14 protein-coding genes are annotated in these 25,561 nt (G+C 66.8%); 6 read left to right on the top strand and 8 right to left on the bottom strand.

Translation table 11 applies throughout. The features are described 5' to 3' along the window. Positions 1-116: 116 nt before the first annotated feature. The 3 genes from F0U63_RS44150 to F0U63_RS44160 all read right to left on the bottom strand — a co-directional run bounded on the left by F0U63_RS44150 (position 117) and on the right by F0U63_RS44160 (position 5,305). A complete protein-coding gene (locus F0U63_RS44150; RefSeq protein ID WP_395840585.1) occupies positions 117-3,266 on the bottom strand; it encodes a tetratricopeptide repeat protein in 3,150 nt (1,049 codons plus the stop codon). 133 nt (positions 3,267-3,399) lie between these two features. Continuing rightward, positions 3,400-4,125 carry a type 1 glutamine amidotransferase gene (locus F0U63_RS44155; protein ID WP_395840587.1) on the bottom strand — a complete coding sequence of 242 codons (726 nt, stop codon included), beginning with the start codon at positions 4,123-4,125 and terminating at the stop codon, positions 3,400-3,402. A gap of 73 nt (positions 4,126-4,198) precedes the next feature. Continuing rightward, complete coding sequence (locus F0U63_RS44160) at positions 4,199-5,305, bottom strand: hypothetical protein (protein WP_395840589.1); 1,107 nt, start codon at positions 5,303-5,305, stop codon at positions 4,199-4,201. A gap of 473 nt (positions 5,306-5,778) precedes the next feature. Between F0U63_RS44160 and F0U63_RS44165 the strand changes: the two genes are divergently transcribed. The 4 genes from F0U63_RS44165 (at position 5,779) to F0U63_RS44180 (ending at position 12,191) form a co-directional block, all read left to right on the top strand. After that, positions 5,779-7,539: an ATP-binding protein gene (locus F0U63_RS44165; RefSeq protein WP_395840591.1), complete on the top strand. Its 1,761-nt coding sequence runs from the start codon at positions 5,779-5,781 to the stop codon at positions 7,537-7,539. A 523-nt stretch (positions 7,540-8,062) separates the two neighbouring features. Further along, positions 8,063-9,232, top strand: a complete 1,170-nt coding sequence (locus tag F0U63_RS44170; RefSeq protein WP_395840594.1) for an IS4 family transposase — start codon at positions 8,063-8,065, stop codon at positions 9,230-9,232. Between the two features lie 222 nt (positions 9,233-9,454). Beyond that, on the top strand, positions 9,455-10,324 hold the full coding sequence (locus F0U63_RS44175; protein ID WP_395848523.1) for a DUF2381 family protein: 870 nt from the start codon (positions 9,455-9,457) through the stop codon (positions 10,322-10,324). A 13-nt stretch (positions 10,325-10,337) separates the two neighbouring features. Next, positions 10,338-12,191, top strand: coding sequence for a serine/threonine protein kinase (locus tag F0U63_RS44180; protein WP_395840596.1), 1,854 nt, complete (start codon positions 10,338-10,340; stop codon positions 12,189-12,191). Between the two features lie 393 nt (positions 12,192-12,584). Here the strand turns inward: F0U63_RS44180 and F0U63_RS44185 are convergent, their stop codons facing one another. Further along, on the bottom strand, positions 12,585-13,874 hold the full coding sequence (locus F0U63_RS44185; protein WP_395840599.1) for an amidohydrolase family protein: 1,290 nt from the start codon (positions 13,872-13,874) through the stop codon (positions 12,585-12,587). Positions 13,875-14,111: 237 nt separating this feature from the next. On the opposite strand from F0U63_RS44185, the gene F0U63_RS44190 reads away from it, so the two are divergent. Together F0U63_RS44190 and F0U63_RS44195 are read left to right on the top strand one after the other, a co-directional pair. Continuing rightward, positions 14,112-15,323, top strand: a complete 1,212-nt coding sequence (locus F0U63_RS44190; RefSeq protein WP_395840602.1) for a glycoside hydrolase family 19 protein — start codon at positions 14,112-14,114, stop codon at positions 15,321-15,323. A gap of 112 nt (positions 15,324-15,435) precedes the next feature. Beyond that, positions 15,436-16,368, top strand: a complete 933-nt coding sequence (locus F0U63_RS44195) for a sterol desaturase family protein (RefSeq protein WP_395840604.1) — start codon at positions 15,436-15,438, stop codon at positions 16,366-16,368. 16 nt (positions 16,369-16,384) lie between these two features. On the opposite strand, the gene F0U63_RS44200 is transcribed toward F0U63_RS44195, so the two are convergent. From F0U63_RS44200 to F0U63_RS44215, 4 genes are all read right to left on the bottom strand, one after another. Next, complete coding sequence (locus F0U63_RS44200) at positions 16,385-20,233, bottom strand: SNF2-related protein (RefSeq protein ID WP_395840606.1); 3,849 nt, start codon at positions 20,231-20,233, stop codon at positions 16,385-16,387. Between the two features lie 119 nt (positions 20,234-20,352). Continuing rightward, positions 20,353-21,828 carry a glycosyl hydrolase gene (locus tag F0U63_RS44205; protein WP_395840608.1) on the bottom strand — a complete coding sequence of 492 codons (1,476 nt, stop codon included), beginning with the start codon at positions 21,826-21,828 and terminating at the stop codon, positions 20,353-20,355. 90 nt (positions 21,829-21,918) lie between these two features. Then, positions 21,919-23,817: a glycoside hydrolase family 30 beta sandwich domain-containing protein gene (locus F0U63_RS44210; protein ID WP_395840610.1), complete on the bottom strand. Its 1,899-nt coding sequence runs from the start codon at positions 23,815-23,817 to the stop codon at positions 21,919-21,921. A 72-nt stretch (positions 23,818-23,889) separates the two neighbouring features. Further along, entirely contained in the window at positions 23,890-25,425 is a 1,536-nt protein-coding gene (locus tag F0U63_RS44215; protein WP_395840613.1) for a glycosyl hydrolase family 18 protein, read from the bottom strand. Positions 25,426-25,561 lie beyond the last annotated feature (136 nt).

Genomic DNA, 25,561 nt, shown 5'->3' on the forward strand with positions numbered 1-25,561 from the left:
ATTTCAGCAGGAGTCTGTCTTTTCCTGCTCCTAAGAAATCAGGGGGCGTGGAGCGCTCTTTTTCTCATCCGCGAAGAGACGGGCGGTGTCTGGTTTGAGCGCCAGGTAGGCCCGGCTCAGCGCTCCGCGTGTGCGTCCAGCCAGGCCGTCACCTGGGAGGCCTGGGAGTCCTCGTGTGCCTCGCGGAGCGCCTTCTGGGCTTGCAGGGCCAATTGGCGGGCCTGGGCCGCTTCACCGCCCTCCCAGATGGCCCGGGCGAGCAGGAAACGGGCATGGGCCAGGGAGCTGGCGGACAAGCGGGAGAGCGGCTCGGTCTCCAGGGCCCGCTCCAGCGCGGCGCGGGCCTGGGCGGGCGCGTGGAGCGCGAGCTGACACTCCGCGAGGCCCACCAGCGGTCCGAACAGGTCCGGGTGGCGTGCGGGCACCCGCTTCTCCTCCAGGGCCAGCGCCCGCTGGTAGTACGGCAGCGCCTGGCGGTGCTGGCCCCCCTTCAGGTACCAGTCGGCCAGCTTCTCCACCACGGTGGAGAGCGCCCAGGCATCGTCGACCTCGTTCTTCTCCGCCAGGGCCAGCGCCCGCTGCAGGTAGGACAGCGACTCCGCGCGCTTGCCCTGCGCGAGCAACACCTCGCCCAGGCCGCTCAGGGGACTGATGAGTTGATAGGGCTCGTGCTCCTCGGCCGCCTCGGCGATCCGCAGCGCCCGCTGGTAGTGCTCCAGCGCCTCGCCCCAGCGGCCCTGGGCCTGCAGGGCGATGGCGACATCCGCCAGACTGGAGGACACATCCGTGTGCTCGGGGCCGAGGATCCCACGGCGGATCTCCAGGGCGCGCTCATAGGAAGACAGACACCGCGCGTAATCGCGCAGGTGGCATTGGCTTACCCCCAGTGTGCCCCACGTCATGGCCACGTCGAGCGTCCCGCGCTGCGTCCCCCCCTCGCGTGCTTCCAGGGCCCGCTGGAGGTAGTCCACGGCGGCCTGGTCGTCGGCGACCCGCTGCGCGAGGATTCCCAGGTTGTGCAATGCATTGCCCGTCTCCAGGTGATGCGGCCCCAGTGTCTTCGCATAGAGGGCCTGCGCATGCGACAGCGCCTCGCGCGCCTCCGCGAGCCGTCCGTCCTTGATGAGCGCCGCCCCCAGGTTGTTGTAGGCCGCCGCCACCTCCGGGTGCTCGGCCGAGTAGACCTTCTGGCGCAGCGCCACCACCTGGCGGAAGTTCTCCAGCGCCTCGGCCGTCTTGTCCTCGCGCATGAAGATGGCGCCCATCGCGTTGGTGAGGAAGGCCTCGATGCGCGCGTCCCCGCCCAGTCGCTCCAACACGGCGCGGGTGTGCTCGGCCCACTCACGGCCCTGCTCGAAGTGCGCCTGGAGCATCGCCGAGCGCACCAGCCGGGCCGAGGCCGAGGCGATCACCTCGTCATGGCGGCCCGCCTCCGCGGCCCACACCGCCTGGTGGAGCGAGGCCTCCGAGCCCACCACGTCCCCGGCCTTCTCCTCCAGGGCGCCACGCAACTCGAGCACCTCGGCCTGCAGGGGGCGGTAGCGCAGCGCCAGGGCATCGTCGGCGAGCGTCCGGGTGCGCTCCAGGGCCGGCTCGAACTGGCCGCTGTCGAAGAGGGCCCGGGCCTCGGCCAGACGCACCTCGAGCCGCTCGACCTTCTGGCGCGTGGCCGCGTCCTCCGGCGGCAGCACGGGCGCCTGGAGCGCCTCCACGTTCGCGCACCCCGCGATGAGGGGCAGGACGCTGGCCGCCTTGGCCGCCTGATCCACCAGCGCGGCGTCCGGATGGGCATACACGTCGGTGAGGGCCCGGAGCGACTGCAACCGCCGCTCCAGACAGGCCATGCGCAGCGAGAGCACCGCGTCGGACTGCTCACCCCGCACGCGCGTGGCCTCACACGCCTCGACATGCATGGCCGTCCAGTCGCGTGCGTAGGTGTCCAACACCTGCGCGGCGCGCGTCCAGGACTCCTCCGCGTTGGACTTGCCGGTGGCCTGGAAGGCCTGGCCGAGCGCCTCCCGGCGGTTCCCGTCCCACAAGCCCTCCAGGCGCCGGCCCCCCCCCTGGCACGGCGGCTCGGCCGTGCTGCGCAGTTGCAGCGGCAGCCCGATGCCGAGCGAGAGCACCAGCAGTCCGCCCACCGCGAGCCACTGGCGCTGCCGCCGGGGCAGCGTGTCGCCCAGCGCCCCGAGCAATGCATCCATGGACGGCCAGCGCTGCTCGGGCTCGAGCGCGAGCCCCCGCAAGACGATGCGCCGCACGTTGGCGGGGACCCGCGCGTCGCGAGGGGGCTCCGGAGTGCGCCAGGTCGAGGGCGGGCCCGGCGTCTTGCCATGGGGCCGCTCGCCATAGAGCAACTCGTAGAGCGTCACGCAGTAGCTGAACTGGTCCGCGCGCGCGTCGAAGATGCCGTCGTATGACTCCGGCGCCATGTAGGCCAGGGTGCCGATGACGAGTCCCGTGCTCGTCAGGGGCGTGTTCAAGGGCGATTGGCCGAGCTCGGACCAGGGGACGTCCACGGGCTGCGGCGGAGGCTCCTCTCCCGGAGCGGCGGCGGAGACCTGCCGGGCCAGCCCGAAGTCCAGCACGCGCACCCGCCCATCCTTGCCCAGCAGCACGTTGTCTGGCTTGAAGTCGCGGTGCACGAGGCCCGCGGCGTGCGCGGCCGCCAGTCCCTGGCCCGCGGCGATGAAGACCTCCACCACCTCGCGCCAGGGCCGTGGCCCCTGCTTGAGCCAGTCGCGCAGCGAGGGCCCTTCCACCAACTCCATGGCGATGAAGACGCGCTCCTCCCACGTCCCCACGTCATAGATGGAGATGACGTGGGGATGGGACAGCCGCGCCAGGGCCTGCGCCTCGCGCAGCAGCCGGGCCTGTCCGCCGCTGCGCTCCACCTGAGCCGACCCGCCATGCAGCAGCTTGAGGGCCAGCCGGCGGTTGAGCTCCGGGTCATACGCCGCGTACACCACGCCCATGCCACCGGCGCCCAGCTTCTCCAGCACCATGTAACGGCCCACCGTCGCGCCACGCGGGAGCACCTCCTCGGGCGCGGAGTTCGACGGGGTCGTGGGAGGCGGCACCACGTGGGTGAGCACCTCCCCCGTCGCCTCGAAACCACCGGAGTGCATCAGCAGCCGGCCACAGGCGGGACAGTTCTCCGCGTGCGCGAGCAACCGCGCGACCTCCGCCTCCGGGAAACGTCCCGAGGCGACTTCCCGCACGAGGGGCTCCTCGGGGCAGATGCTGTCGATGACGCTGTGAGCCATTCCGTCTCCGCTGTGCGCCCCCATCTTCCCCTGGAGCCCGGAGTCTTGGCTACCCGGCGAGCCCCGGAAGACGGGTGTCTCTCGCGGACATTCCCACTCCGCTCGCACGACGGGTGCTACCGCGTCCGGAGGCTCACGAGACCTCGTGCGCGAGGTAGCGGGCCGTGCGATCCAGGAGCCCGTCGATCTCGGAGCGTGCCGCCTCGAGCCGGGGGAGATCCTCCGTGAGCACGTCCTCGAGCCGCCGGCCCGAGCGCGTGAGGGATTGAGGGAAGGCGCGCACCCAGGACTCCAGCGTTGGAGACTCGACCTCCGGGTGGAAGAGAAAACCCACCGAGTTCGACAGGAGGAAGGCTTCCTGGGGCTGGCGCTCGGAGGAGGCGAGAGCCTCCGCTCCGCGCACGGTGTCGAACGTATCGCCGTGCCACTGGACGACGGGGAAGGACGCCGGAGCCCCGGAGAAGATGGGGTGCGCATGGCCCGCGGGTGTGACGTGGATGGGTTGCACGCCCAGGACCATTCCCTTCGGGTCCTGGAAGACGCGGGCGCCGGAGACGGCCGCGAGCATCTGGGCCCCCAGGCAGATGCCCAGACAGGGACGGCGCCGCGCGAGCCGCCGCTCCATCAGGGCGAGTTCCTCGTGAAGGTATGGGTGTTGGTTGGCCTCGTAGACGCCCATGTAGCCGCCCAGGACGACCACGAGATCCGCATCGGCGTCTCCCGGCCGGACCTCGCGAAAGCGCGTCTCGAGGGTGAAACCGGCCCGCGTGAGTGCCCCCTCGAGGGCCCCCGCACTCACGGGAAGGTCGTGCTGGAAGAGGATCGCGCGGGGCTTGGGAGTGGAGAGGGAGTCGGACATGGGCGGAAGGATAACCGCTGGTCCCGCGGGACAGGCCACCCAAACCCTGGCTGGACTTGGAGAGACGGCTGTTTCAGGGAGACCCGAACGTCTGCTCCCAGAGCAACTGACCCTCGGAGGACAGGCCGAAGGTCCACAGGTCCGTCTTGCCTGCTCCCTGGGAGGTCGTCGAGCCCACGACCGCGAGGCTGTCGTCCGCCAGGCGGGCAATGCCGTCGCCCATATCGTCTCCGGCGCCCCCATAGGACTGCTGCCAGAGCAGGCTGCCGTCCGCGGAGAAGCGCCAGACCTTGGCCTCCCGATCAACCAACTCCTTCAACGAGTACCCCACCACGGCCATACCTCCATCAGGGAAGGGAGTAATGGCACGACCTGCCTCCACATCAGAGCCTTCCAGGACGCGCTCCCAGAGGGTGTCCCCTCGCGGCGCCATGCGTACCACCCAGAGGTTCCAATCCGTCGAACCAGGACGACTCAGACGTCCGGTCGCGATGAGTCCCCCATCCGGCAGCAGGGCGAGCGCGGCCAGTTCTCCCCGGCCCTCGGCCGGCAATCGATTCTCCCCGGTGGCCCGTCCATCCGCCTCCAGCAGAAGCAGCCTCGAAATCCCCAGCCCGGTGGTCGAGGATTCCGATGTCCCCAAAACGGCGACACGCTGAGCCGGGAGCGCCACCAGGGCGGTGACACGCTCGATTCGTGGAAGCTTCACGTCCCAGAGCAGTTGGCCCCGTGGATCCATCCGCACCACCCAGCCCTCTCCGTCCTGGGTTCCCCCCGCGACGATGGAGCCATCCTCGAGGACCGAGACGGCATGGAACCCGTTCACGCCGTCGTGACCCGGGGTCCGCTCCCAGAGGACGTTTCCCTCCGGGGAGAGAACGAAGAGCCATCCCCGAAATCCACCCCCGGCCACCCCCTCCGCCCCAGCGACGGCGAGCCTTCCCCCCGGCATGAGGGCGATGGCACGGCCCAGGGTCCCGAGCGTACCTTTTCCCCCATAGGTGTGCTCCCAGCGGGGAGGCGGAGCTTTCTCGAACTGGAGCACCCAAGCCTGCTGGACTCCGGGCTGCCGGGAGTTGGTGTAGCCGACCACGGAGAAACCACTCCCGTTCGCGACGACCCCTTCGGCCGACTCGTGCCCCGTGCTGTTTTCCCGCTCGACTTCTCGAGCCCACCCCATGTCACTCCGCCCTATCGAAGGAGGAAGGACAGCGTCTGCCCTGTACAAGAGGACAAGGAGCGCCGCGAGCAACAGCAACATCGAGGCGAGCAGTCCTGCGATCCATGCCCTCCGCCTTCGAGTGCCGCCCTGGGGACTCATTTCATTCAATGAAACCAACGCCGCTCCTCGTCTCCACCAGTGCACCAATAGCCCGCTGCCGGCACCATGAAGGTCCTCGCGGAGCTCGCCCACCTACCGGCGGTAGAGGGCGCCGCCCTTCATGACCAAGCGCACGTGGCAGAGCGCGGAGATGTCCCGGGTGGGATCTCCCTCCTCCGCAATGGGGTCCGCAAGCACCCCAGGCTTCACCTGACCCATGCAGTCTTAGTTCAACTTCAGGACGAGCAGTGGCAGGATGCATCAGTGCCGCTCTGACAAGCAACTCCTTCCCCGGCTCTCCGCCTTGAGACGAACAGCAAGGACCCAAGCACATGGCTACGTCAGCACGATTCCAGGTTGACCCTCGTCTCGCCACTCTCCTTGGAGAGGGATACCGCTCTTCGGAGCACGCACTGAAGGAACTGGTGGACAATGCCTGGGACGCGGAGGCTCGCGAGATTCACATCAGCCTCCCTGCCCCAATGACTTCTGAGCCGATCACGATCCAAGATAACGGCACGGGGATGACGGAGCAGGAGGTCCGAAGTGAGTATCTAAAGGTTGCCAGCGACCGACGTTCGCGGAAGGGCGAGCTCACCCAACACCTGAAGCGGAAGATCAAAGGGCGCAAAGGCATCGGGAAGTTCGCTGGCCTCATGGCTGCCTCTACAATGACTGTAGAGACCAAGTCGCAAGGGATGCGAACGAGCCTCACTATCCGCAAGGAAGACCTACTCGATTCCAGCAAGGACTTGGAGAAGATCGACCTGCCCATCTCAGCTTCAGCGTGTGATGAACAAGAGCATGGTACAACGATAACCCTTACTGACTTGAGCCATGCGCTGGCGTTTCCAACTCCAGAGCGTCTTCGGGAGTTATTAGTGCTAGAGTATGGCCGCAGTTCGGACTTCCTTATTCGAGTGAACGGCGAACAGCTTGCTATTGAGGATATTCCGGGGGAACCCTTTACGGAGATCGTGCAACTACCAAGTTTAGGACCGGTGAAACTCTCCCTGACGGTCGCTGACGGCAAGAAGCCACTCAAGCACTCGGGAATCGTCTTACGCGTGGGTGGGAAGGTTGTGGGCAAGCCCATCTATTTTGGACTGGAGACAGACGAGGAAATCCCTGAAAAACTTTTGAAGAAGGTTTACGGCGAAATTGAAGCCGATGGGCTTGCAGCAGATGTGACTGCCGATTGGGGCGCTGTCGTCGAAAACAGCACCGGCTTCAAGAACATGGAAAATTGGGCCCGAGATCAGATCAAGGGCAAGCTCAAGAAGGTGTACTCAAAAGAGATGAGCCTCGCCAAAGCGCGTCTTCAGCAGGAGATCGACCGCCGCTTGGCTGCAATCCCGGAACACCGACGCAAGTTCGCGGAGACTGCTCTCCACCGAGTATTGTCAAAATTCTACGGCGAGAGCGAGGACCGCAGGAATACCATCATCAACGTGATGTTGGACGGGTTCGAGCGCGATGAATACTGGACTGTCATTCAAGCTATCGAGCAGGCCCGCCACGGAGGCGTCGCCACGTTCGCAGATGCCCTCAGCGAGTTTGGTCTCGTGGATATGGCTGTCATCCACCAACAGGCTCGCCGCAGACTTGAGATCCTTGACCGCCTAGACGAATTGATGGAGCGACTGGACACTCTCGAGAAGGAGATGCACCAAGTCATCGAACACAACCTATGGCTGCTTGAGAGTGAATACACATTACTCTCCTCGAATGAGACGCTGGCAAAGACCCTCAAGAAGTGGGTGGATACAGAGTTCAGCGGTAAGCGCGCAAAAAAGAGGCCTGACTTACTCGCCTGCGCCACGCTGACCGGACGCTACCTATTGATCGAGTTCAAGGAGCCTCGTCATGCGATCAACCGCGACGATGAGACTCAGGCAACAAAGTACCGAGACGACCTCCGCAAATACTTTGACCCCCTCGATGTACTCATGGTTGGCGGCAGAGCATCTTCGGGTGTAGACGCGAACTTCCGACCGCAAGGCCTCAATGTGCGCACCTATGGCGCCATCGTAGGCGCAGCGCGTGCGCGATTCGGTTGGCTCCTGGAGCAACTTAAGATCAACCGACCGTGAACGGAGACAATGACCGCCGACTATCCTAATACTACTCGGTCACTTCGAACTCCCTTCGGGAGGTAAATCTCCTTCGGAGTTTCACGGCGGCCCTCGGGAAGTAACCGGGTAGCATTAGATGCCCTAAAAAACCGACACAGCGACCGGAAGAGCATGAGGTCGCATCCGAGGAGGAGAGCGCCAAGTGGATGTCGTCGCGACGATCGTCGCGTATACACAGCCGTCCGAAGCAGAGCAGGTGCGCGAGCCGCCGCTCTACCTTACAGCGGTGGCGCCCGAGCATCTCTCTGCTGCCGATGCCAAGTTGGGCGATAGGTGCAATTGGTTGTTAGGCACTCTAATCTGTTACTCCTCGTAACCTATGGACTCATAGACGTCACCCTGGCGTTGGGATGGAGAACTGCCACCCAGGCCGAACGACTCCTTGTTGTCCTACTGGAGTAGACCCTGAGCCATCCCCTCATTTTAGCAGGCGAGCAAGGAAGCGGTGTGTAGGCTGGTTGGTGCGAGAAGTAAGACCCGCATGCTTACTTCTGCGGTCGTGCGCAAGCCTCGTCTTGATGACCAGCAGGTCCATGCCTTCTTGGAGTCGCTCTTCGAAGAGGACCTCCACGCCAAGCGCGTGTTGTCCCTGGCCTACGCGGTCCTGGGTGTCATTCACGCGGCCAGCTTGGGGGTGCATCTCATTGGCAAGGCCCTGGCGTGGGCGCGAGGAACAAAAAGCAAGCATGGCGTGAAGCAGGTGGACCGGCTCTTGTCCAACCAGGACATCAACGTCTGGGAACTCTTCGCGCAATGGGTGCCCTACGCCTTGGGTCAGAGAAAAGAGGCGGTCGTGGCCTTGGACTGGACGGACTTCGATGCGGACGGACAGACGACGCTGGTGGCGTCCTTGGTGGCTAGCCATGGGAGAACCACGCCGCTGGTGTGGCACACGCTGGAGAAGTCCGCCCTGGAGGGGATGCGCAACGAAACGGAGGATTTCGTGCTCCATCGACTGCGGCAAGTCGTGCCCGAGGGGGTGCGGCTCACGGTGCTGGCCGACCGGGGATTTGGAGACCAGAAGTTCTACGCGCTGCTTGAGCAACTGAAGTTCGACTACGTCGTGCGCTTCCGTCAGTGCATTCAAGTCATGGATGAGAAAGGAGAGAAGAAGAGCGCGGGCGAGTGGGTGCCCGAGTCGGGGCGAGCGGTGAGGCTGACGGGAGCGAGGGTCACCCAGGACGAAGCGTCGGTGGGAGCCGTGGTGTGCGTGAAGAAGAAGGGAATGGAGGAAGCGTGGTGTCTGGCGACAAGTTTGAAAGAAGCGACCGCGGCTTTCGTGGTGGGGCTCTATGCCAAGAGGTTCCGGACGGAAGAGACCTTTCGCGACATGAAGGATTTGCGTTTTGGAATGGGCCTGTCGTGGGTGAGGGTGCGCTCAGCGGATAGACGAGACCGACTGCTGTTGGTCAGTGCGCTCGCGTGCGCCCTCTTGACGCTCCTGGGGGCAGCGGGAGAGAGCCTGGGGATGGAGCGCTATCTCAAGGCCAACACCGCGAAGACGCGCACCTACTCACTCTTCCGGCAAGGCTGTGAGTATTACCAAGCCATCCCCATGATGCCGGAGGACCAACTGATTCCTTTGATGGAGCGATTCGCTGGTTTGTTGCGCGAGCAGCCTGTTTTCCAGGAAGTTTTCGGCCCAATATGAGGGGATGGCTCAGGAGTAGACCTACAGATGGCATGGCTCTTGCTTGATATCTGCCAGCGCCAGAACGCCGTGCCTAACGACTCGGCGCGGCTTGGTTTCTACCGGAGGGTAGCCGCACCTCTTCCTACTCCTACTCACCATGACTAATTGAGTCGTGTCGAGTGCTATATCTGGTAGGTTGGGCTTTGGAGGTATCCCACCCTGGCTCGACTTCTCCCGTGGCTGCCGCTCACGCTCCTTTTTACGGGAGCTACAGTGGCAGCGCAGCCCCAGCCCCGTTCCCGCGAGCGCCAGGAGCGGCGCGTCACGCTTCCCAGCAACCCCGATGAACCCGGGCCAGAGGTAAGCGTGGCCGCCGGCATCGTCACCTACCTGCGTTTCGACGCGCCCCTAGACAGGGCCGCCATAGAAGTAGAGGGACGCTCCGTCCGCTTTCGATGGGTGGAAGTGGGAGACACGATTCTCTGCCTGGAGCCCTCGGTTGATTTGGGTGCCGAGGAGAAGTTGGTGGTGCGCGTGCGCTACCGGGACGGCGCTTCCCCAGCCAAGGTCACGCTCGTGCTGGTGACGCACCCGGGCGTGGTGGACAAGGAGGTAGAGGTGGTGCGCCGCCCGCGCACACTTGAGGCGTTGGAGGCGGCGCTGGCGGAGAGCCAGGCGGAGGTCACTGCGCTGAAGGCCCAGTCTGGGGCAAGTGGGCCCGCCGGGCTCATCTTCTCGGGCCGCATTGACCGGGAGGGCGTGCAGGTCCGCCGCATTGAGAAGGTGCCCACCTTTACTCGGGGTGGGCTGGAGGTGACGGATGGCATGGGCTACCGGGCTGGCCCCTGGGCGCTCGCGGTCATCCACGTGCGCAACCTGCCGGGGGAGAAGCCCTGGAGGCCAGTCTCCGCGCTGCTCACTCGGCAGGATGGCTCGCCCGTGAAGGTGCGCACCGTGGAGATGGATAAGGCACAACTCGGGCCCGGTGAGGCCGGCGTGGTGGCTGTGGAGCCTGATGCTCCGTTCTGGGAGGCAGGTCAGGTCTTCCTCCTCCAGGTCATGGATAAGAGCGGTGCTCGGCAGATCCCCCGCCTTGAAGTGGTGCTCTAGGAGACGCGCTCCCATGTCTCAAGTCCTGCATCCGGACCAGCTCCAGCCCGGCGACAGGGTGGGGCCCTGGCTCATCACCCAGGTGCTGGGCCGTGGTGGCTCCTCCCGCGTCTTCAAGGTGGAGCGCGACGGCCAGCCCTACTCCATGAAGGTGGCGCTCAGCCCCCTCTCCGACTCCCGGGAGAAGCTTCGCGAGGAGGAATACGTGGAGGAGAAGAGCGCCTGGCGGCGGCTGGCACGCGAGGCCGCGGCCCTCTTCACCTATTCCTCCCACCCCAACCTGCTGCGCGTGTACGGGGTGGACTTCTGGCCCAGCCCCAACACGGGCTACCCCTTCCTCGTCACCGACTACGTGGACGGAGACACGTGGCACGAGTGGCGCTGGCGTACGCCGCCTCACGCCACCCGGTTGGTGCTCACCTTCAGTGACGTGGTGCGCACCGTGGGCGTGTTGCACGCGCGCGGCGTCTACCACCGGGACTTGAAGGCGGAGAACATCCTCATCCGCCGTGCGGATGGCCGCCCCTTCCTCATCGACTTCGGTACCGCGCGCCTGCCCGGCGCCCTCACCCAGACCATGGGGCTGCCCGAGGGCGTGTTGCACCTGGTGCCTCCGGAGCTGCTGGCCTACGCCCGCAGCCAGGCATGGGAGCAGGGCAAGCCCTTCCAAGGGGGCGTGAGCGCGGACCTGTACGCCCTGGGGGTGTTGCTCTACCAGGCTCTCACGGACCTGCACCCCTTCAACCCAGAGCTGCCGGACAAGGAGTTGGTGGCCGCCATCGCCACCCGTCCTCCAAAGGCCCCGCACCTGCTCAATCCCCTGGTGCCGCGCCCCCTGAGCGACATCGCCATGAAGCTGCTGGAGAAGCGGCCCGAGGATCGCTACCCCAGCACCGACGCACTGCTGCGGGCGCTGGAGCAGGCCACCGAGAAGGAGGGGCACTCACCCGCCTGGAGCGTGCCACTCTTCGCCGCCGAGGACAGCGCGGCGGAGCCTCCAGCCCAGGACATGGCGGCACTCACCGTTCGGTTGCCGGAAACGGCAGGTGAGCTTTCCGAGACACCACCGCCCGACGAGAAGCGGGAGGGGGAGGAGGTGGGGGCGCAACCGCCTTCGTTGCCCGAAGCGACGCGCGAAGTCCCGGGGGCATCACCACACCCCAGCGAGGAACAAGCGCCCCAGGAGGGGAAGGCGCCTGTCCGCCCACGCCGCGCGAGGTGGCTCATGGCCCTTTTCGGGGGCCTGGCCCTGGTCGGCCTTGCCTTGTGGCTGGCACGTCTCACACTCGCACCTTCACCCGAGGCGCTGCCGCCTGGGGCTGTCCACCTCAACAAAGGAAGTCCGCCCGTGCCCACTCGCTCGTCTCCTTCGCTTCGCCTCGCCACCTGGTTGTGCGCCGTGGCTGGACTGGGCTGCCCCGCCGCCCAGGTGAAGCCCCCCTCTCCCGCGGACTGCCCACCAGAGGCGACCCAGGCCATGTTCCAGGAGTTGAAACTCCGTACGGGCAGTGACCTCAGCGCCATCGTGGACATCGACCAGCCCGGCAACAGGAACCAGGAGGGAGTCTACACGGACGGGGCCGTCATCGGCCGACTCACGAAGGGTGATGGCCTGCTGGCCGAAGGGACGCTCCTGCACGGACAGCTCTGGACAGGGCCCGGCATCTACGACCTGGAGACGGGGAAGGAACTTCCAGCGGTCATGGGCCGCTACTCCCTGGCTGTGCTGCCCGACGGGCGGAAGTTCCCCGTGTGCATCGTGCTGGGCAACCCGGATGGGCGTGTTCCCAAGTTCGAGAGTTCGAAACCCGGTGCCGCCGTGCTCAACCGCGAGTTTCCGGTAAGCGCCGTCTGGCGGTGGCCCTGAGTTAGCTGTCTCGCTCGGGCTAACTACAGGCCGATGAACTCACAGTCCGTCACCAAAGAGATTCATCAACAGCCCGTCCACACGCCTGCGGACGATAGCGCGCGCCCTCTTCGAGAGCGAGGCCGCCTTCTTCGCGTGGACTTCGTCAAAGAGGCACTGCACCGGGAACCTCGAAACGCTCGCTGGTGCCCACCGTCACGTAGATGCTGTCCATGATGTCCCGTGTCACGTCATCAGTGGCACTCACGCATAGAACAACGCAACCAGTCACTCGCCGACGCCCGACGCGACAAGGCTATAGCCCCTGAAGCAGCTACTCGCCGCCATCGGCGGGCGCTGGCACACTACAGCCAGCGCATCTATCGACGTGAACAGAAACCATGTCCAGGGCTCTTACCGGCGGTGGAGGGTGCCGCCCTTCATGACCAGGCGCACGTGGCGGAGCGCGGAGATGTCCCGGGTGGGGTCCCCCTCCACCGCGACGAGGTCCGCGAGCAACCCGGGCTTCACCTGCCCGATAATGTCCTGCAGGTGGAGCATGCGCGCGTTGACGGAGGTGGCCGCCTGGAGCGCCCGCACAGGAGTCATGCCGTAGTCGACCATCAACGCCAGTTCCCGCGCGTTATCCCCATGAGCGAACACGCCCACGTCACTGCCAGCGCAAATCGTCACACCGGCGGCGAGGGCGGCCCGGAAGCTGGCGCGCTTGCGCTGGAGGGAGGCGGGCTCGGGGTCGCTGCCCTTCTTCCACCCCCCGTACTGTTGAATGGCGTCACCCGCGGCGAGCGTGGGGCAGAGGAAGACACCGCGCTCGGCCATGAGCTTGAAGACCTCGGGCGTGCCTCCATCCCCATGCTCGATCGTCTCGACTCCGGCGAGCACCGCGCGGCGCATGCCCTCGGGCGTGCTGGCATGGACCACCACGGGGCGTCCCCCATCTCGGGCCGTGCGCACGATGAGCTTCAGCTCCTCCTCGGAGAACGTGGGCAGCGCCTCGCCCCCAGGCCCCCAGCGGTAGTCGCCGTAGACCTTGATCCAATCCGCCCCCCGGCCCATCTGTCCGCGCACCACGCGCACGAGCGCGTCCACGCCATCGGCCTCCTCGGCGCCCTGGGGGACGTGCCACTCGGGAGCGAAGCCCTTGGGCCCGTAGGAGCCGGTGGCGATGATGGCGCGGGTGGTGGCGAGCACGCGCGGCCCGGGAATGATGCCCTGCTGGATGGCCTGCCTCAGGCCCACGTCCGCGTCGGCGGCGCCCTCCGTGCCCAGGTCGCGCACGGTGGTGAAGCCCGCCATCAACGTGTCACGGGCATGGTTGGTGGCGCGGGCCACCCGGAGCGCGAGCGATTCGCGCAACACTTGATCATTCCAGGAAGTCTCGTTGTAGGGGTGCAACAGCAGGTGTGAGTGGCCCTCGATGAGGCCGGGCAGCAGGGTGGTGCCGGGCAGATCGATGACCTCGGCGCCAGCAGGCGCCTTCACCTGGGCCGCCGGACCGGCGGCGGCGATGCGCTCGCCCTGGACGAGCACGACCCAGCCCTCCTGGGCCTTGGCGGAGACCCCGTCGAAGACACGCGCGGGGCGCAACAGATAGGCAGCGGGAGCGGCGGACGCCGTCTGGGCGGCCGCGAGGCGGGGCACGACACCCAGCAACATGACGAGCAGTGAGAGCAGGCAGCGCATGGGCCGGCACGATATGCCCATCGGCCAGGACGCACACGGGCCCAAATCCAACAGAGAGCGTGGGCGTGGATTTCGGGTCAATCCGCTACTTTCCACGGATTTTCAACGTTTTCAGATCAGCGCCAATCTGGCGGGTTATTCCATTTCATGCTTTAGTTTGTCATCACGACGCAGGCACGCGGATCCAGACACGTCGGGTGTCCGCGAGGTGCGTCCCGCCCAGACAAGGAGCAGGAAATGGATCGGAAGCTCACGTATCGCGGCATGGCGCTGTTGGGAGTTCTCGGTGGATTGAGCGGCTGCACGGTGGACGAGGTGCAGTCCGCCGAAAAACTCTCTCAACTCGAGAGCGCCGCCATCGTCTCCAACATCACCGAGGGGGATTACTTCATCCGGTCCGCCATGACCAACAAGTGCATCGACGTGGCGGATGCCAGCACCGCGGATGGCGCCGCGGTGCAACAATATGACTGCAACTTTACCAACGCGCAGAAGTTCCACATCTCCCCGACGTCGGATGGCTATTTCAAGATCATCAACGTCAACAGCAACAAGGGGCTCGACATCAAGGAGGTGAGCTACGCGCAGAACGCCCCGGTCCACCAGTGGAGCTACGTGGGCGGCGGCAACCAGCAGTTCAAGTTCGTGGGCCGGGGCAACAACCAGTTCAGCATCCACGTGCGCCACACGGACATGGCGCTCGACTTGTATTGGGGCTCGGCGGCCAACGGCACGCAGTACGTCCAGTACCCGTACACCGGCGGCGCCAACCAGCTCTATACCTTCGACAAGGTCGACGGGGGCACCAACCCGCCTCCCACGGGCACGGGCATCGCCGCCATCCTGAGCGAGTCCATGTTCAACTCGATGTTCCCCAGCCGCGGTCCCTTCTACACCTACTCGGCCCTGGTGGCCGCGGCGAACACCTTCCCCGGCTTCGCCACCACGGGTGACACCACCGCGCGCAAGCGCGAGGTGGCCGCCTTCCTCGCCAACATCGCCCACGAGACCGGTGGCCTCGTGCACGTCGAGGAGATCAACAAGAGCGTCATGTGCGACACCAGCTGGGGCCCTCCGGGCTGCGGCTGCGCCCCGGGCAAGTGGTACTACGGCCGTGGCCCCATCCAGTTGTCGTGGAACGGCAACTACTGCGCCGCGGGCAACGCGCTCGGCGTGGACCTCATGAACGACCCCGACCGGGTCGCGCGCGACGCCACCATCTCCTGGCGCACCGGCTTCTGGTTCTGGATGACCCAGGCGGGCGCGGGCTCCCGGCCGGCGCATGACTCCATCGTCAACGGCTACGGCTTCGGCCAGACCATCATGAGCATCAACGGCTCCGTCGAGTGCTATGGCCGCAACCCCGGCCAGGTGCAGAGCCGCGTGAACAACTACCTGAACTTCGCGAGCAAGCTCGGCGTGGACCCCGGCGGCAACACCGGCTGCTGAGCCTCCGTGCCTCGCCCTGGACACTTCTTGGCGAGGTGCGTCAAGGGCCCTGGAGACGCCTGGGGGGCGGTGCTATGAAACACCCGCTGTCCGCCCCCCTCCCAGGCACCCCATGAACAACCTCGCTTCTGTGTCCCGCGTCCTCGCCATCCTGAGCCTGGGCGCCACCTTGCTGGAAGTGCTGGCCTACAAGTTTGTCTTCAAACGTGATTATGGCTGGCGCTCCGCCCTGGCGACGCTCGCGGTCATCGTGGGACGGAGCTTCACCCGGCTCATTCCCCTCGCGCTCGTCCTCCCCGGCGCAACCTGGCTCTACGAGCACCGGCTCTTCGACGCCTCGGCCCATGGCACCGTGGTGTCCTGGGTGGTCCTCTTCTTCGGCATCGAGTTCCTCTACTACTGGTACCACCGGCTGGGACATCGCGTGCGGTGGTTCTGGCTGTCACACGCGGTGCACCACTCGACCAACGAGATCAACCTCGTGGCCGCGGGCCGGCTCGCGTGGACGTCGCAGCTCACCGGCGCCTACGCCATCTTCACGCCGCTGGCCCTCCTCGGCTTCACCCCCGAGACCATCCTCGCCGGCTACGCGCTGAACCTGAGCTACCAGTTCTGGATCCACGCGGACTGGGCGCCCAAGCTGGGCTTCCTTGAGGGCATCCTCAACACCCCGTCGGCGCATCGCGTCCACCACGCGGCCAACCTCGACTACCTGGATGCCAACTACGGGGGCGTGCTCATGCTCTTCGATCGCCTCTTCGGTACGTACATCCCCGAGCGCGATGACCTGCCCTGCCGCTACGGCCTGGTGCACCCGCTGACGACGAACAACCCCTTGAAGATCGTCTTCCACCAGTTCGGCCCGTTCTTCCGCGATGTGATGAGCGCCCGGAGCCCGCGCGAGGTGTGGGGCTACATCAGCTCTCCGCCGGGCTGGCGGCCGGATGGCAACAGCGAGACCACCGAGGACATGCGCCGCAAGGCCGCGGGCGAGAAGCCGGCCGAAGCAGCACCGGCTCCGGTCTACGAAGCCGCCCTGCCCTGAACCCCAGCGGGGGAAGTCAGTGCATCGTCCGGGCGGGCGGCTCTTCCTCGTCGTCGTCCCGGTCACGAGGAGCGTCGCCCCCCTCCAGCAGCGCGAGGAGATCCTTCGTGGTCAACCGGGCCGCGACGTTCGTCCCCTCGAGTACCCCCGCCACGAGCGCCCGCTTGTCCGAGTGGAGCGAGAGCATCTGCTCCTCGATGGTGCCACGGGCGACCAGCCGGTACACCGTCACCGGCCGTGTCTGCCCGATGCGGTGGGCGCGATCCGTCGCCTGATCCTCCACCGCTGGATTCCACCAGGGCTCCAGGTGGATGACATAGTCGGCGGCGGTGAGGTTGATGCCCGTGCCGCCCGCCTTGAGGGAGATCAGGAACAGCTCGCCCTCTCCATCCTGGAACGCCTGGATCCGCTTCGCCCGCGCCGCCGCGGGGGTCGACCCATCCAGGTACTGGTAGGTGAACCCCGCGCGCTCCAATTCCTCCCGGACGAGCTCCAGGTGCGAGGTGAACTGGCTGAACACCAGCGCCCGGTGGCCCTCGCTCCGCAGTTCCTCCAGCAGCTCGAGCAGCCGCCGCATCTTGGAGGAGGAAATGGCCGACTGCCCGTCGTAGAGCCGCGGATGCGAGGCGAGCAGCCGCAGCCGCGTGAGCGCCGCGAGCACCTGGAAGCGCTGCTGCTCGTCGCGAATGCCCTTGCCCTGCGTGCTCACCTCCGCCACCGCCGCGAGCCGGGCGTCCTCGTACAGCGTCCATTCCTCCTCGGAGAGCGCCACGGGCAGCTGGATCTCCGTGCGCGGCGGCAGCTCCCGCGCCACCTCCTGCTTGGTGCGCCGCAGCAGGAAGGGACGGATCACCCGCGAGAGGGCCGCGTTCGCCTCGGGATCCTTGCCCCGCTCGATGGGCCCGGCGAAGCGCTCGCGGAACTGCTCCCAACTGCCGAGCAGGCCCGGGAAGACGATGGCGAAGAGGCTCCACAGCTCACCCAGGTGGTTCTCCAGGGGCGTGCCCGACAGGGCGATGCGGAAGCCCGCGTTCAACTGCCGCGCGGCACGGGCCCGCCGGGTGCTCGGGTTCTTCAACGCCTGCGCCTCGTCGACCACGAGCGTGGCGAACTGCACCGCGCCCAGACTCGCCGCGTCGCGCACCAGCAGGCCATAGCTCACGATGAGCACGTCGTTCTTCTTGAGCTTCGCCAGGCACTTCACGCGATCCGCCTGCTCGGCGTAGAGCACGGGGCGCAGGCCCGGCGCGAAGCGCTGGATCTCCTGCACCCAGTTGAAGGCCACCGAGGTGGGCGCGAGGACGAGGGCGGGACCGAGCCGCGAGCGATCCAACAGCATCGCGAGCGCCTGCACCGTCTTGCCCAGGCCCATGTCATCCGCGAGGCACGCGCCGGCGCCCCAGGCCGCCACCCGGCTGAGCCACGCATGCCCCTCCACCTGGTAGTCGCGCAGCGTGGTTCCCAGCGAGGCGGGAGGTTTCGGCTTGAGCGACAGCGACGCGGCGAGGCGCTCCGTCAACAGCCGCCACGCGGGCGCGGCCTCGACCTCGGCGCCCGCGTCGAACAGCGCGCTGATGGCGGGAACCGCGCCGGGAGACAACTCCACCCGGTTCTTCCCGAGGAAGGCGTGATCCGCCACCGCCTGCAATCGGTGCCGCAGGGTGTCGCTGAGCTCCACCCACCGGTTGGCATCCACCCGCACGAAGCGCTTCTGCCGCCGGGCCGCGTCCAGGAGCACCGCGAGCTCGATCCTCCCCGCCTCCACCTTCAGGTTGCCCGAGAGCCCAAACCAATCCTTCTTGCGCTCGACCTGCACCTTCAGGGCTTCCGGGCCCGCGGAGGAGGTGATGACGGGCCGCTCGTCGAGCCACTCGACCTCGAGTCCCTCCGGGGGCCGCTGCAACGCGGCGACGAGCCGCAGCGCCGACTCCGTGTCCCCGAGCTGGAAACGAAACGGCGGCCCCTCCTCGGCGTCCTCGAGCGGAAGGGAGACGAGCGCCGCGCGGGCACGCTCCTCCTCGGACATCAGGTGGCGGCGTACATAACCGCGCTCCCCGTGACGCGAGAGCAGCACATCGCGCGGACCCACGCCGGGAGGGTACAGCGGCGCGCCCGGACCGGGCCGCACGAGCAGCTCCATCTCGAGTGACACATCGGGCAGCAAGCGCAGGCGGACGACGGGAACCATGTCCGTCGGGTACTCACGCCCCTTGAGCGAGGGCGGGACGACGAGGGGGAGCCGTGTCTCGAGGCGCGAGAGCCGCTCGAGCAGTTGCTCGTGGCTCTCAGGGGGAAACTGGTCTCCATGCTTCTCGAGCACGTTCCAGAGCTGCCGCGCCTCCTCGTTCACGTCGATGAGCAGGAAGAGGCCCCGCGTCGGCTCGGCCAGGAACAGCGGCTCGCCCGGAGCGAACGCCCGCAGCATCGCCCCCAGGGTCTTCGGGTTGAGACGCTCGCCTTCGAGGGAGGGCTCCAGGCGGATGTGGTCCGCGGCGGAGAGCGCGGTGAAGCCGAGCCGCACCCGCTTCACCTCGAGCGGCTCATCGGGACGAAGCTCGAGCGCGACCCGCGGATGTCCGACAAGCGCGAGGAAGGCCCGCGAGGGGTAGGTCCCGGCCGCGCGTGACGCAGGCGCCCAGGAGGCCAGGTGCTCGGCGACCCGGAGATCCACCTCGGAGAGCAGCTCGCGATGCTCCTCGAGCAGCCGGGCCGCGGTCATCCGCGCGCCGGTGCTCCAGGTGCCCTTGCGCGTCTGCTTCTTCACCAGGGGCGACACCGTCAGCGCGCCCAGCTCATGCTCGATGCACCACCACACCTCGACCCCCGCGCGGGGCCGGGCCGCCTCCGTCTCGAGCAGCTCGAGGTCCTTCAACGCACGGGCCCAGCCCGGCCGGAGGAGCTCCTCGGCGATCCTCCGCGCCTCGGGAGCCCGGGCGGGCTCGGCCAGGACATCGAGCACGGTGTCGACGAGCGCGAGCGCGTGGGCACAGCCGCGTTGCCGGGCCGCGCAGCTGCACTCCACACGGCCCTCGCCGCCTCCGGGAAACGTCAACCGGGTGGAGACGCCGATGGTGCCGTAGTCCGGCCCGGAGCGGACGACCCGGTCCCGCTCCTTCCAGGTGAGCGCGCACGTCGCCGCCTCGAAGCCCCAGGTCGCCGAGGCCCGGCGCTCGCGGGAGCGCGGAAAGCTCTGGGCCCGGAGCGAGCGGCGCACCTCGAGCAGGCGCGTCCACAACGGCGCGAGCGCGGCATCCGCGTGCGCCTCGCCCCGGGCCGACTCCTCGGAGAGCGCCTGCCGCACCGAGTCCGCTTCCTGGCGCAGGTAGGCCCACGCCGCCTCGGTGATGGCCGTCTCCAGGCCAGCGCCGCGCGCGCCCACGTAGCGCTGGGCCCCCTCGCGCGAGCCCACATCGCGCAGGGCGAGCCCATGGAGGGCGTGCTGGAGTCCATTGCGCCGCGCCTCGTTGAGGGGCAGCTCCGCCACGAGCACGGACACGGAGACCGCGAGCGCGTGCCGCACGTGGTGTGCGTCCGCCCAGCGCTCCAGGTCCGCGCGCGTCGCGAAGGGCCCCTCGGAAGGCTCGGCCGGGACGGCGCCCTGGGAGAGAAAGGACAGCCCGAGGGCGATGGCATGCTCGCAGACCGCGTCGCGCACCGGGCACGCGCAGCGGGACACGAGCGCGTCCCCCGAGGCCGTGAGCCGGACACGGTACGTCTCCCGTCCCCGGACAAGCCCCTCGAGGGCATCGTTCTCGAGGGCACAGGAGAGGACCCGCCCCTCGCGCCAGGACGCCTCACCGGAGAGGAAGGCACTTCCCGAGGCCGCGCGGAGGGAGTCGGCGGTCAGCAACGTGGACAACGACATGGGCGGCGGACTCTAACCGCGTGGCCGGTGCCCGGCTGCCCATTCCGACAGGAGGGGCCGCGCCCCGGCCACCCCGGCGAGCGGGCGAGACCCCTCCTCTTACACCCGGGAGCGCTTGACTACCGCCAGGCCGGGAGTTCCTCGCGCGTCAGGACGTTGCCCGCCCAGTAGACGTTCTGGATCGCCGTGGTCGAGTTCTTCTCATAGACGAGCTCCGACCAGCCCATGAAGAAGACCCAGCGCGGCTGGCTGCTCAGCTCGGCCGAGGTCGGCAGGCGGTCGCACTCGCCAATGGCGATGGGCTTGTTGCCCGCCACGGCGAGCATGGCGTCGTACTTGGCCTTCGTGAAACCGTCGCCGTTGTAGAAGTCGAGGGCCGCGATGTCCCAGTAGGCGTCACCCGGGTTGTAGTCGCTGAAGTTCCAGCTCAGGTCCTGCACGTCCCAGACCCAGATGAGGTTGTCGATGCCCTTCGTCTTGGTCAGGTAGTCGTGCAGCATCTGGTACAGGCGGCGCGTGCCCTGCGGACCCGTGCGGCCTCCCCACCAGAACACGCCCTGGTTCATCTCGTGATACGGGCGGAAGAGCACGGGCACGCCATTGTTCTTCAGGTCCTGCAGGAAGGGCACGAGCCTGTCCACGCGCGTCTTCCAGACCTTGTTGAGGTTGGAGCCGTCGGTGAGGAGCTCGTTCCACTGGCTGTCGCTCAGCCTGCTCTTGACGCCGCCATCCCAGCCGCAGGCCTCGCCCTGCGTCGGCGGGCAGGAGTGCCACATGAGCTGCACGATCGCGCCCGCGTTGAACTGGTTCTTCGCCTCGTTGATCATCGTCCAGCGCGAGTCGATGTTCTCCTGCTGGTAGAGGAAGTCCCCGCTCCACAGACCCGGCCAGCGGCCCGTGGTGCCGTGGATGGTGTTGGTCCACTTCGCCGGATCCCAGTTCGGCTCGCGGTTGTGCTGTCCGGCGATCGTCTTCGAGCCGGAGATGCTCTGGATGTAGTTGAGCACCCGCTGCTTGGGGGAGGTGGGCGTGCCCGTCCCGGCGACGAGGAGCGTCAAGGTCTCCCATTCCTTGGCCGCGGGGGCGTTGGCGAGCACGTCCCCTCCCCCGGCATTGATGGCGGAGACGTACTGACCGCCGATGGTCGTCTGGAGGGCGATCTTGTCTCCCGAGACGACGGTGCCCGTACCGTTGAGCTTGACGACGCGGAACTGCTCCCAGCCCAGCTCATGCGGGGCATTGACGTAGATGGCCCCGCCACCGCCCTTGTCCGCCGAGACCCACTGTCCATTCACCCCGCGCAGGGTCACCAGGTCTCCGCTCTGGAGCGTGCCCCCATTGAGGTCCGAGAGCGTGAAGGTCTCCCATTCCTTCGCCCAGGTGCTGTAGGCCTGGAGCGCCGCGCCGCCGCCCTTGTCGGCGACGAGGTAGTGACCCGTCCAGGTCTGGAGGTTCACCGTGAACAGCGACGCGGCGAGCGCCGCCTCCTCGTGGCCAACCCCGGGCGCCGCCGGGGAACGCTCCTCGCCACCACAGCCCGCGAGGAACGAGACGAACAGCGTGGCGAGTACCCGCCGATTGCAACGCGAAGTCATATCGAATCCCATGTTGATTGGATCAAATCCTTGAAATGCACGAGGCCCCCGGTGGCGGAAGACACACCGCCACCGGGGGCCTCTCGTGGCCTACTGCTTGACGAGCTCGAACTGGTCGAAGGCCGCCCAGTTCTGCGCGTTGGCGTCGCTGTAGACACCCACCTCGATGTTGCCGGTAGTGACCGGGATGCCGTTGATGACGTACTGCGTATAACCCGTGACGGCGCCGGAGCCGATCTCCGCCGTCAGCTCGGCCCCGCCGTGGCCCTTCGCGTACAGGCGCAGCGCGCGCTGACCACCACTGGAGCGGACCCACACACTGGCCCGGTAGGTGCCGTTGGCCACGGCCTTCGTCTGGCCGGAGATCTGCTGGTAGGCGGCCGCCGAGTAGTGCGTGAGCTTGTAGTTGCCCGTGTACGGATAGTCCGTGTCCACCTTGTGCGCCAGCTCGGCGCTGTGCCACTCGGCGTTCCAGCCCGACAGGGTGCCATCCGCCTCGAAGCCGGGGTTGGCGAGCAGGTTCGTCGCCGTGGGGGCGTTCTCACGCGCCCACACGTAGGTGCCCACGGTCTTCGCCGGCAGCGTGGCGAGCAGCTCCCAGCCCTCGGACGCGAGCTTGAAGCGCTGGCTGGAGGCCGTCTGGTTGATGACCACGGAGACGATGGTGTTGTCCGGGTTGAGGAAGGACACGTTCGTCACCGTGCTGGCCGAGCCGTAGCTGCTGGAGATGCGTTTGGCGCCCGCCTTCACGTACTTGGAGTACTGGCCGATGAGGTAGACCTCGGGAAGGGCCCAGTAGTTGTCGTAGGAGGACGCGCTCTGGATGAGCATGGTGGGGCCGGGCGTCCCGGTCCACTTCTCCGGCTGGATGTTGCTATCCAGCATCGTCACCCAGCCGTTGTAGCCCGCGGCCCAGTTGCGGAAGTACTGCGCCATCCGGTCCGCGCCGCTCGTGCCCCAGACCGAGCGCTCGGTCATCATGATGTTCTTGTTGGGCCAGGCGTTGCGCACCTGGGTCATGCTGCTGGGGTCGCCCGCGTAGTCGTGGAACGCCACGCCGTCCGTCGCCGCGTTCCCGGCGGCATCGTTCAGGGTGGGCGTCACATAGGCCAGCGCCGAATCGAAGTTGTGGTCGAACGCCCAGATGCGGGTGCTCAAGCCGTTCGCGTTCAGCTCGTTCTTCAGGGCGACGATGAGCTGGCGCGCCTGGTTCGAATCCACCGAGGCGCTGGGATAGTCCGGCGCCTGGTACAGGGGCTCGTTCTGCACGGTCAGCGCGTAGATGGGGATGCCCTGCGCCTGGTAGGCCTGGATGGCCTTGCGGTAGTACGTCGCCAGGGTCGGGATGTACTGGGACAGCAGCTTGCCGCCGATGAGGCTGCCGTTGTCCTTCATCCAGGCGGGCGGGCTCCACGGGCTCGCGAAGATCTTCAGGTTCGGGTTGACCGCCAGCGCCTGCTTGATGGTGGAGACGATGTTGTAGTCGATGTCCTTCTGGATGGAGAAGTACGTCAGGTTCGGGTCGGTCTGCCCCGCGGGCCGATCGTCGTAGGTGTAGAACTGGCGGCTGGTGAAGTCAGACGTGCCGAAGGTGATGCGCAGCAGGTTCATGCCCGCCCCGGTGGCCGGATCGAGCAGCTTCTTCAGGACCTCCGTGCGCTTGGCCAGCGACATGCGCGAGAGGTTGAAGACCGTCGACTCCTCCAGCGACGTGCCGATGCCCAGCATCGTCTGGTACTGCACCGAGGGATCCACCGCCAGCGTGGTGGCCGAGGTGGTGGTCGGGCTCGTCAGGGCGATGTTCGCCTGCGGGCTCAGCGCGTAGGGAATGGACAGGGGACCGTTGAACCAGGCGCCATCACCCGGGTTCTTCTCCGAACTCCAGATGACCTGCGCGGAGGGCGCGGCCGAGGCGGCCGTCCCCATCGCCAGCGCCCCGAGAGCCAGGGCGGACGTCGTCAATCGCTTCCATGCAGTGAGGGATGTCATGTGTTGATTCTTTCGTGTTCAGGCGACGAACGGCCCCCGGCGCCCACCAGGGGCACCGGGAACCGCGGGGGCTCACTGCTTGACGAGCTCGAACTGGTCGAAGGCCGACCAGTTCCCCGCGTTCGCGTCGCTGTAGACACCCACCTCGATGCTGCCGTTGGTGACGGGAATGTTGCTGATGACGTACTGCGTATAGCCCGAGACGGCGCCAGAGCCGATCTCCGCCGTCACCTCGGCCCCGCCGTAGTTCTTCGCGTACAGGCGCAGCGCCTTCTGGCCGCCGCTGGAGCGGGCCCACACGCTGGCGCGGTAGGTGCCATTGGCCACGGCCTTCGACTGACCCGACACCTGCTGGTAGGCGGTCGACGCGTAGTGCGTGAGCTTGGAGGCGCCCGCGTAGGGGTAGTCGGTGTCCACCTTGTGCGCCAGCGCCGGGCTGTGCCACTCGGAGTTCCAGCCCGTCAGACCCGACTCGAAGCTGGGGTTGTCCAGCAGGTTGCCCGTGGGTGGAGGCGTGGTGCCGCCCACCGCCTGGGCGATGGCCGTCAGCAGCGAGGCGCTGCCCTTGGCGTCATCGGAGATGTCCCAGATCATCACGCCGCCGCCGCGCTGGAGCGCCAGCTTGGACTTGGACTGGATGGTGGCGATGCCGTTGTAATAGACGGCGCCCACGTTGTCCTTGTAGGGCGCCTGGGAGTCCTGGGCCACCAGCGCGGCATAGCCCACGTACGCGGTCTGCGAGCGGCCGTAGAACGGCACACCGAGCACCGCCTTGTCCTTGGGCAGACCGCGGCCGAGCCAGTAATCCAGGGACTGGACGGCATAGTTATAGGTGGAGTGCGGGTAGCCGCCGTCGTAGGCCATGATGTTGAGGAAGTCCACGTCGGCGAAGGTCGCCGTGGGGATGCCTCCGCCCGTGTACCCGTTGGCCACGACCGCCGCGGTGAGCAGCTTGCCGCGGCTGTGCATCGCGGTGGACAGCTCCCGCATCAGCAGGCCGTAGTTCGTGGCCGAATTGCCCGGATCCGGGTACTCCCAATCGATATCAACGCCATCCAGCCCGGCCTGGTTCACGAAGTTGACCAGGTTGTTGACGAAGGCCGTCCGGGTCGAGGCATTGGCGGCCAGCTGCTCGAAGCCAGAATCGTTTCCGTCATTCCAGCCGCCCACCGCGATGAGCACCTTGACGCCCCGCGAGTGCGCCGTCTGGACCAGGGACTTGAGCCGGGTGTCCCCGCTGCTCAACCCCGTGAGCCCGCCCTGCGCGGTGGGAAGGAGGAAGGAGTAGTTGATGTGTGTGAGGTTGCCGTACTGGATGTCATTGACGTTGCCATTCCAGGTGGGGAAGTAGCCGACGACCCGGGTGGTGAGCGCGGCCTGCTCCTGGGTGTCCAGGGGCTGCTCGGAGAGTGCATCCGGCGCCCCGGAGCACGCAACCACGGTGGAGAGGACGGCACCCGCGGTCAATCCGCGCAAGGGGTAGGGGATGTAGGACAAGGAGGACTCCTCTGCTTTCGTCGGGTTTTCCTGCATCTCCGTTTTCGAGGGACTGGAGATAAAGTTGCTTTTTTTCGGGTCAATCAATCGAAACGTTTCGACCGATGGCATCCAGCAGGCACCTCTCGAAATCTGGGTATTAGGAACTTTTCCGTCCTGGTTAGTTTTCCTTGCTAACCCCGAGACTCTTGTTCCATAGTCAATCACAGTCCTGCCCCTCACCCTTCGCCGCTGAAACCACGCGGAC

This window comes from Cystobacter fuscus, assembly GCF_044360685.1.
In the GTDB taxonomy this organism is placed as follows: Bacteria; Myxococcota; Myxococcia; order Myxococcales; family Myxococcaceae; genus Cystobacter; species Cystobacter fuscus_C.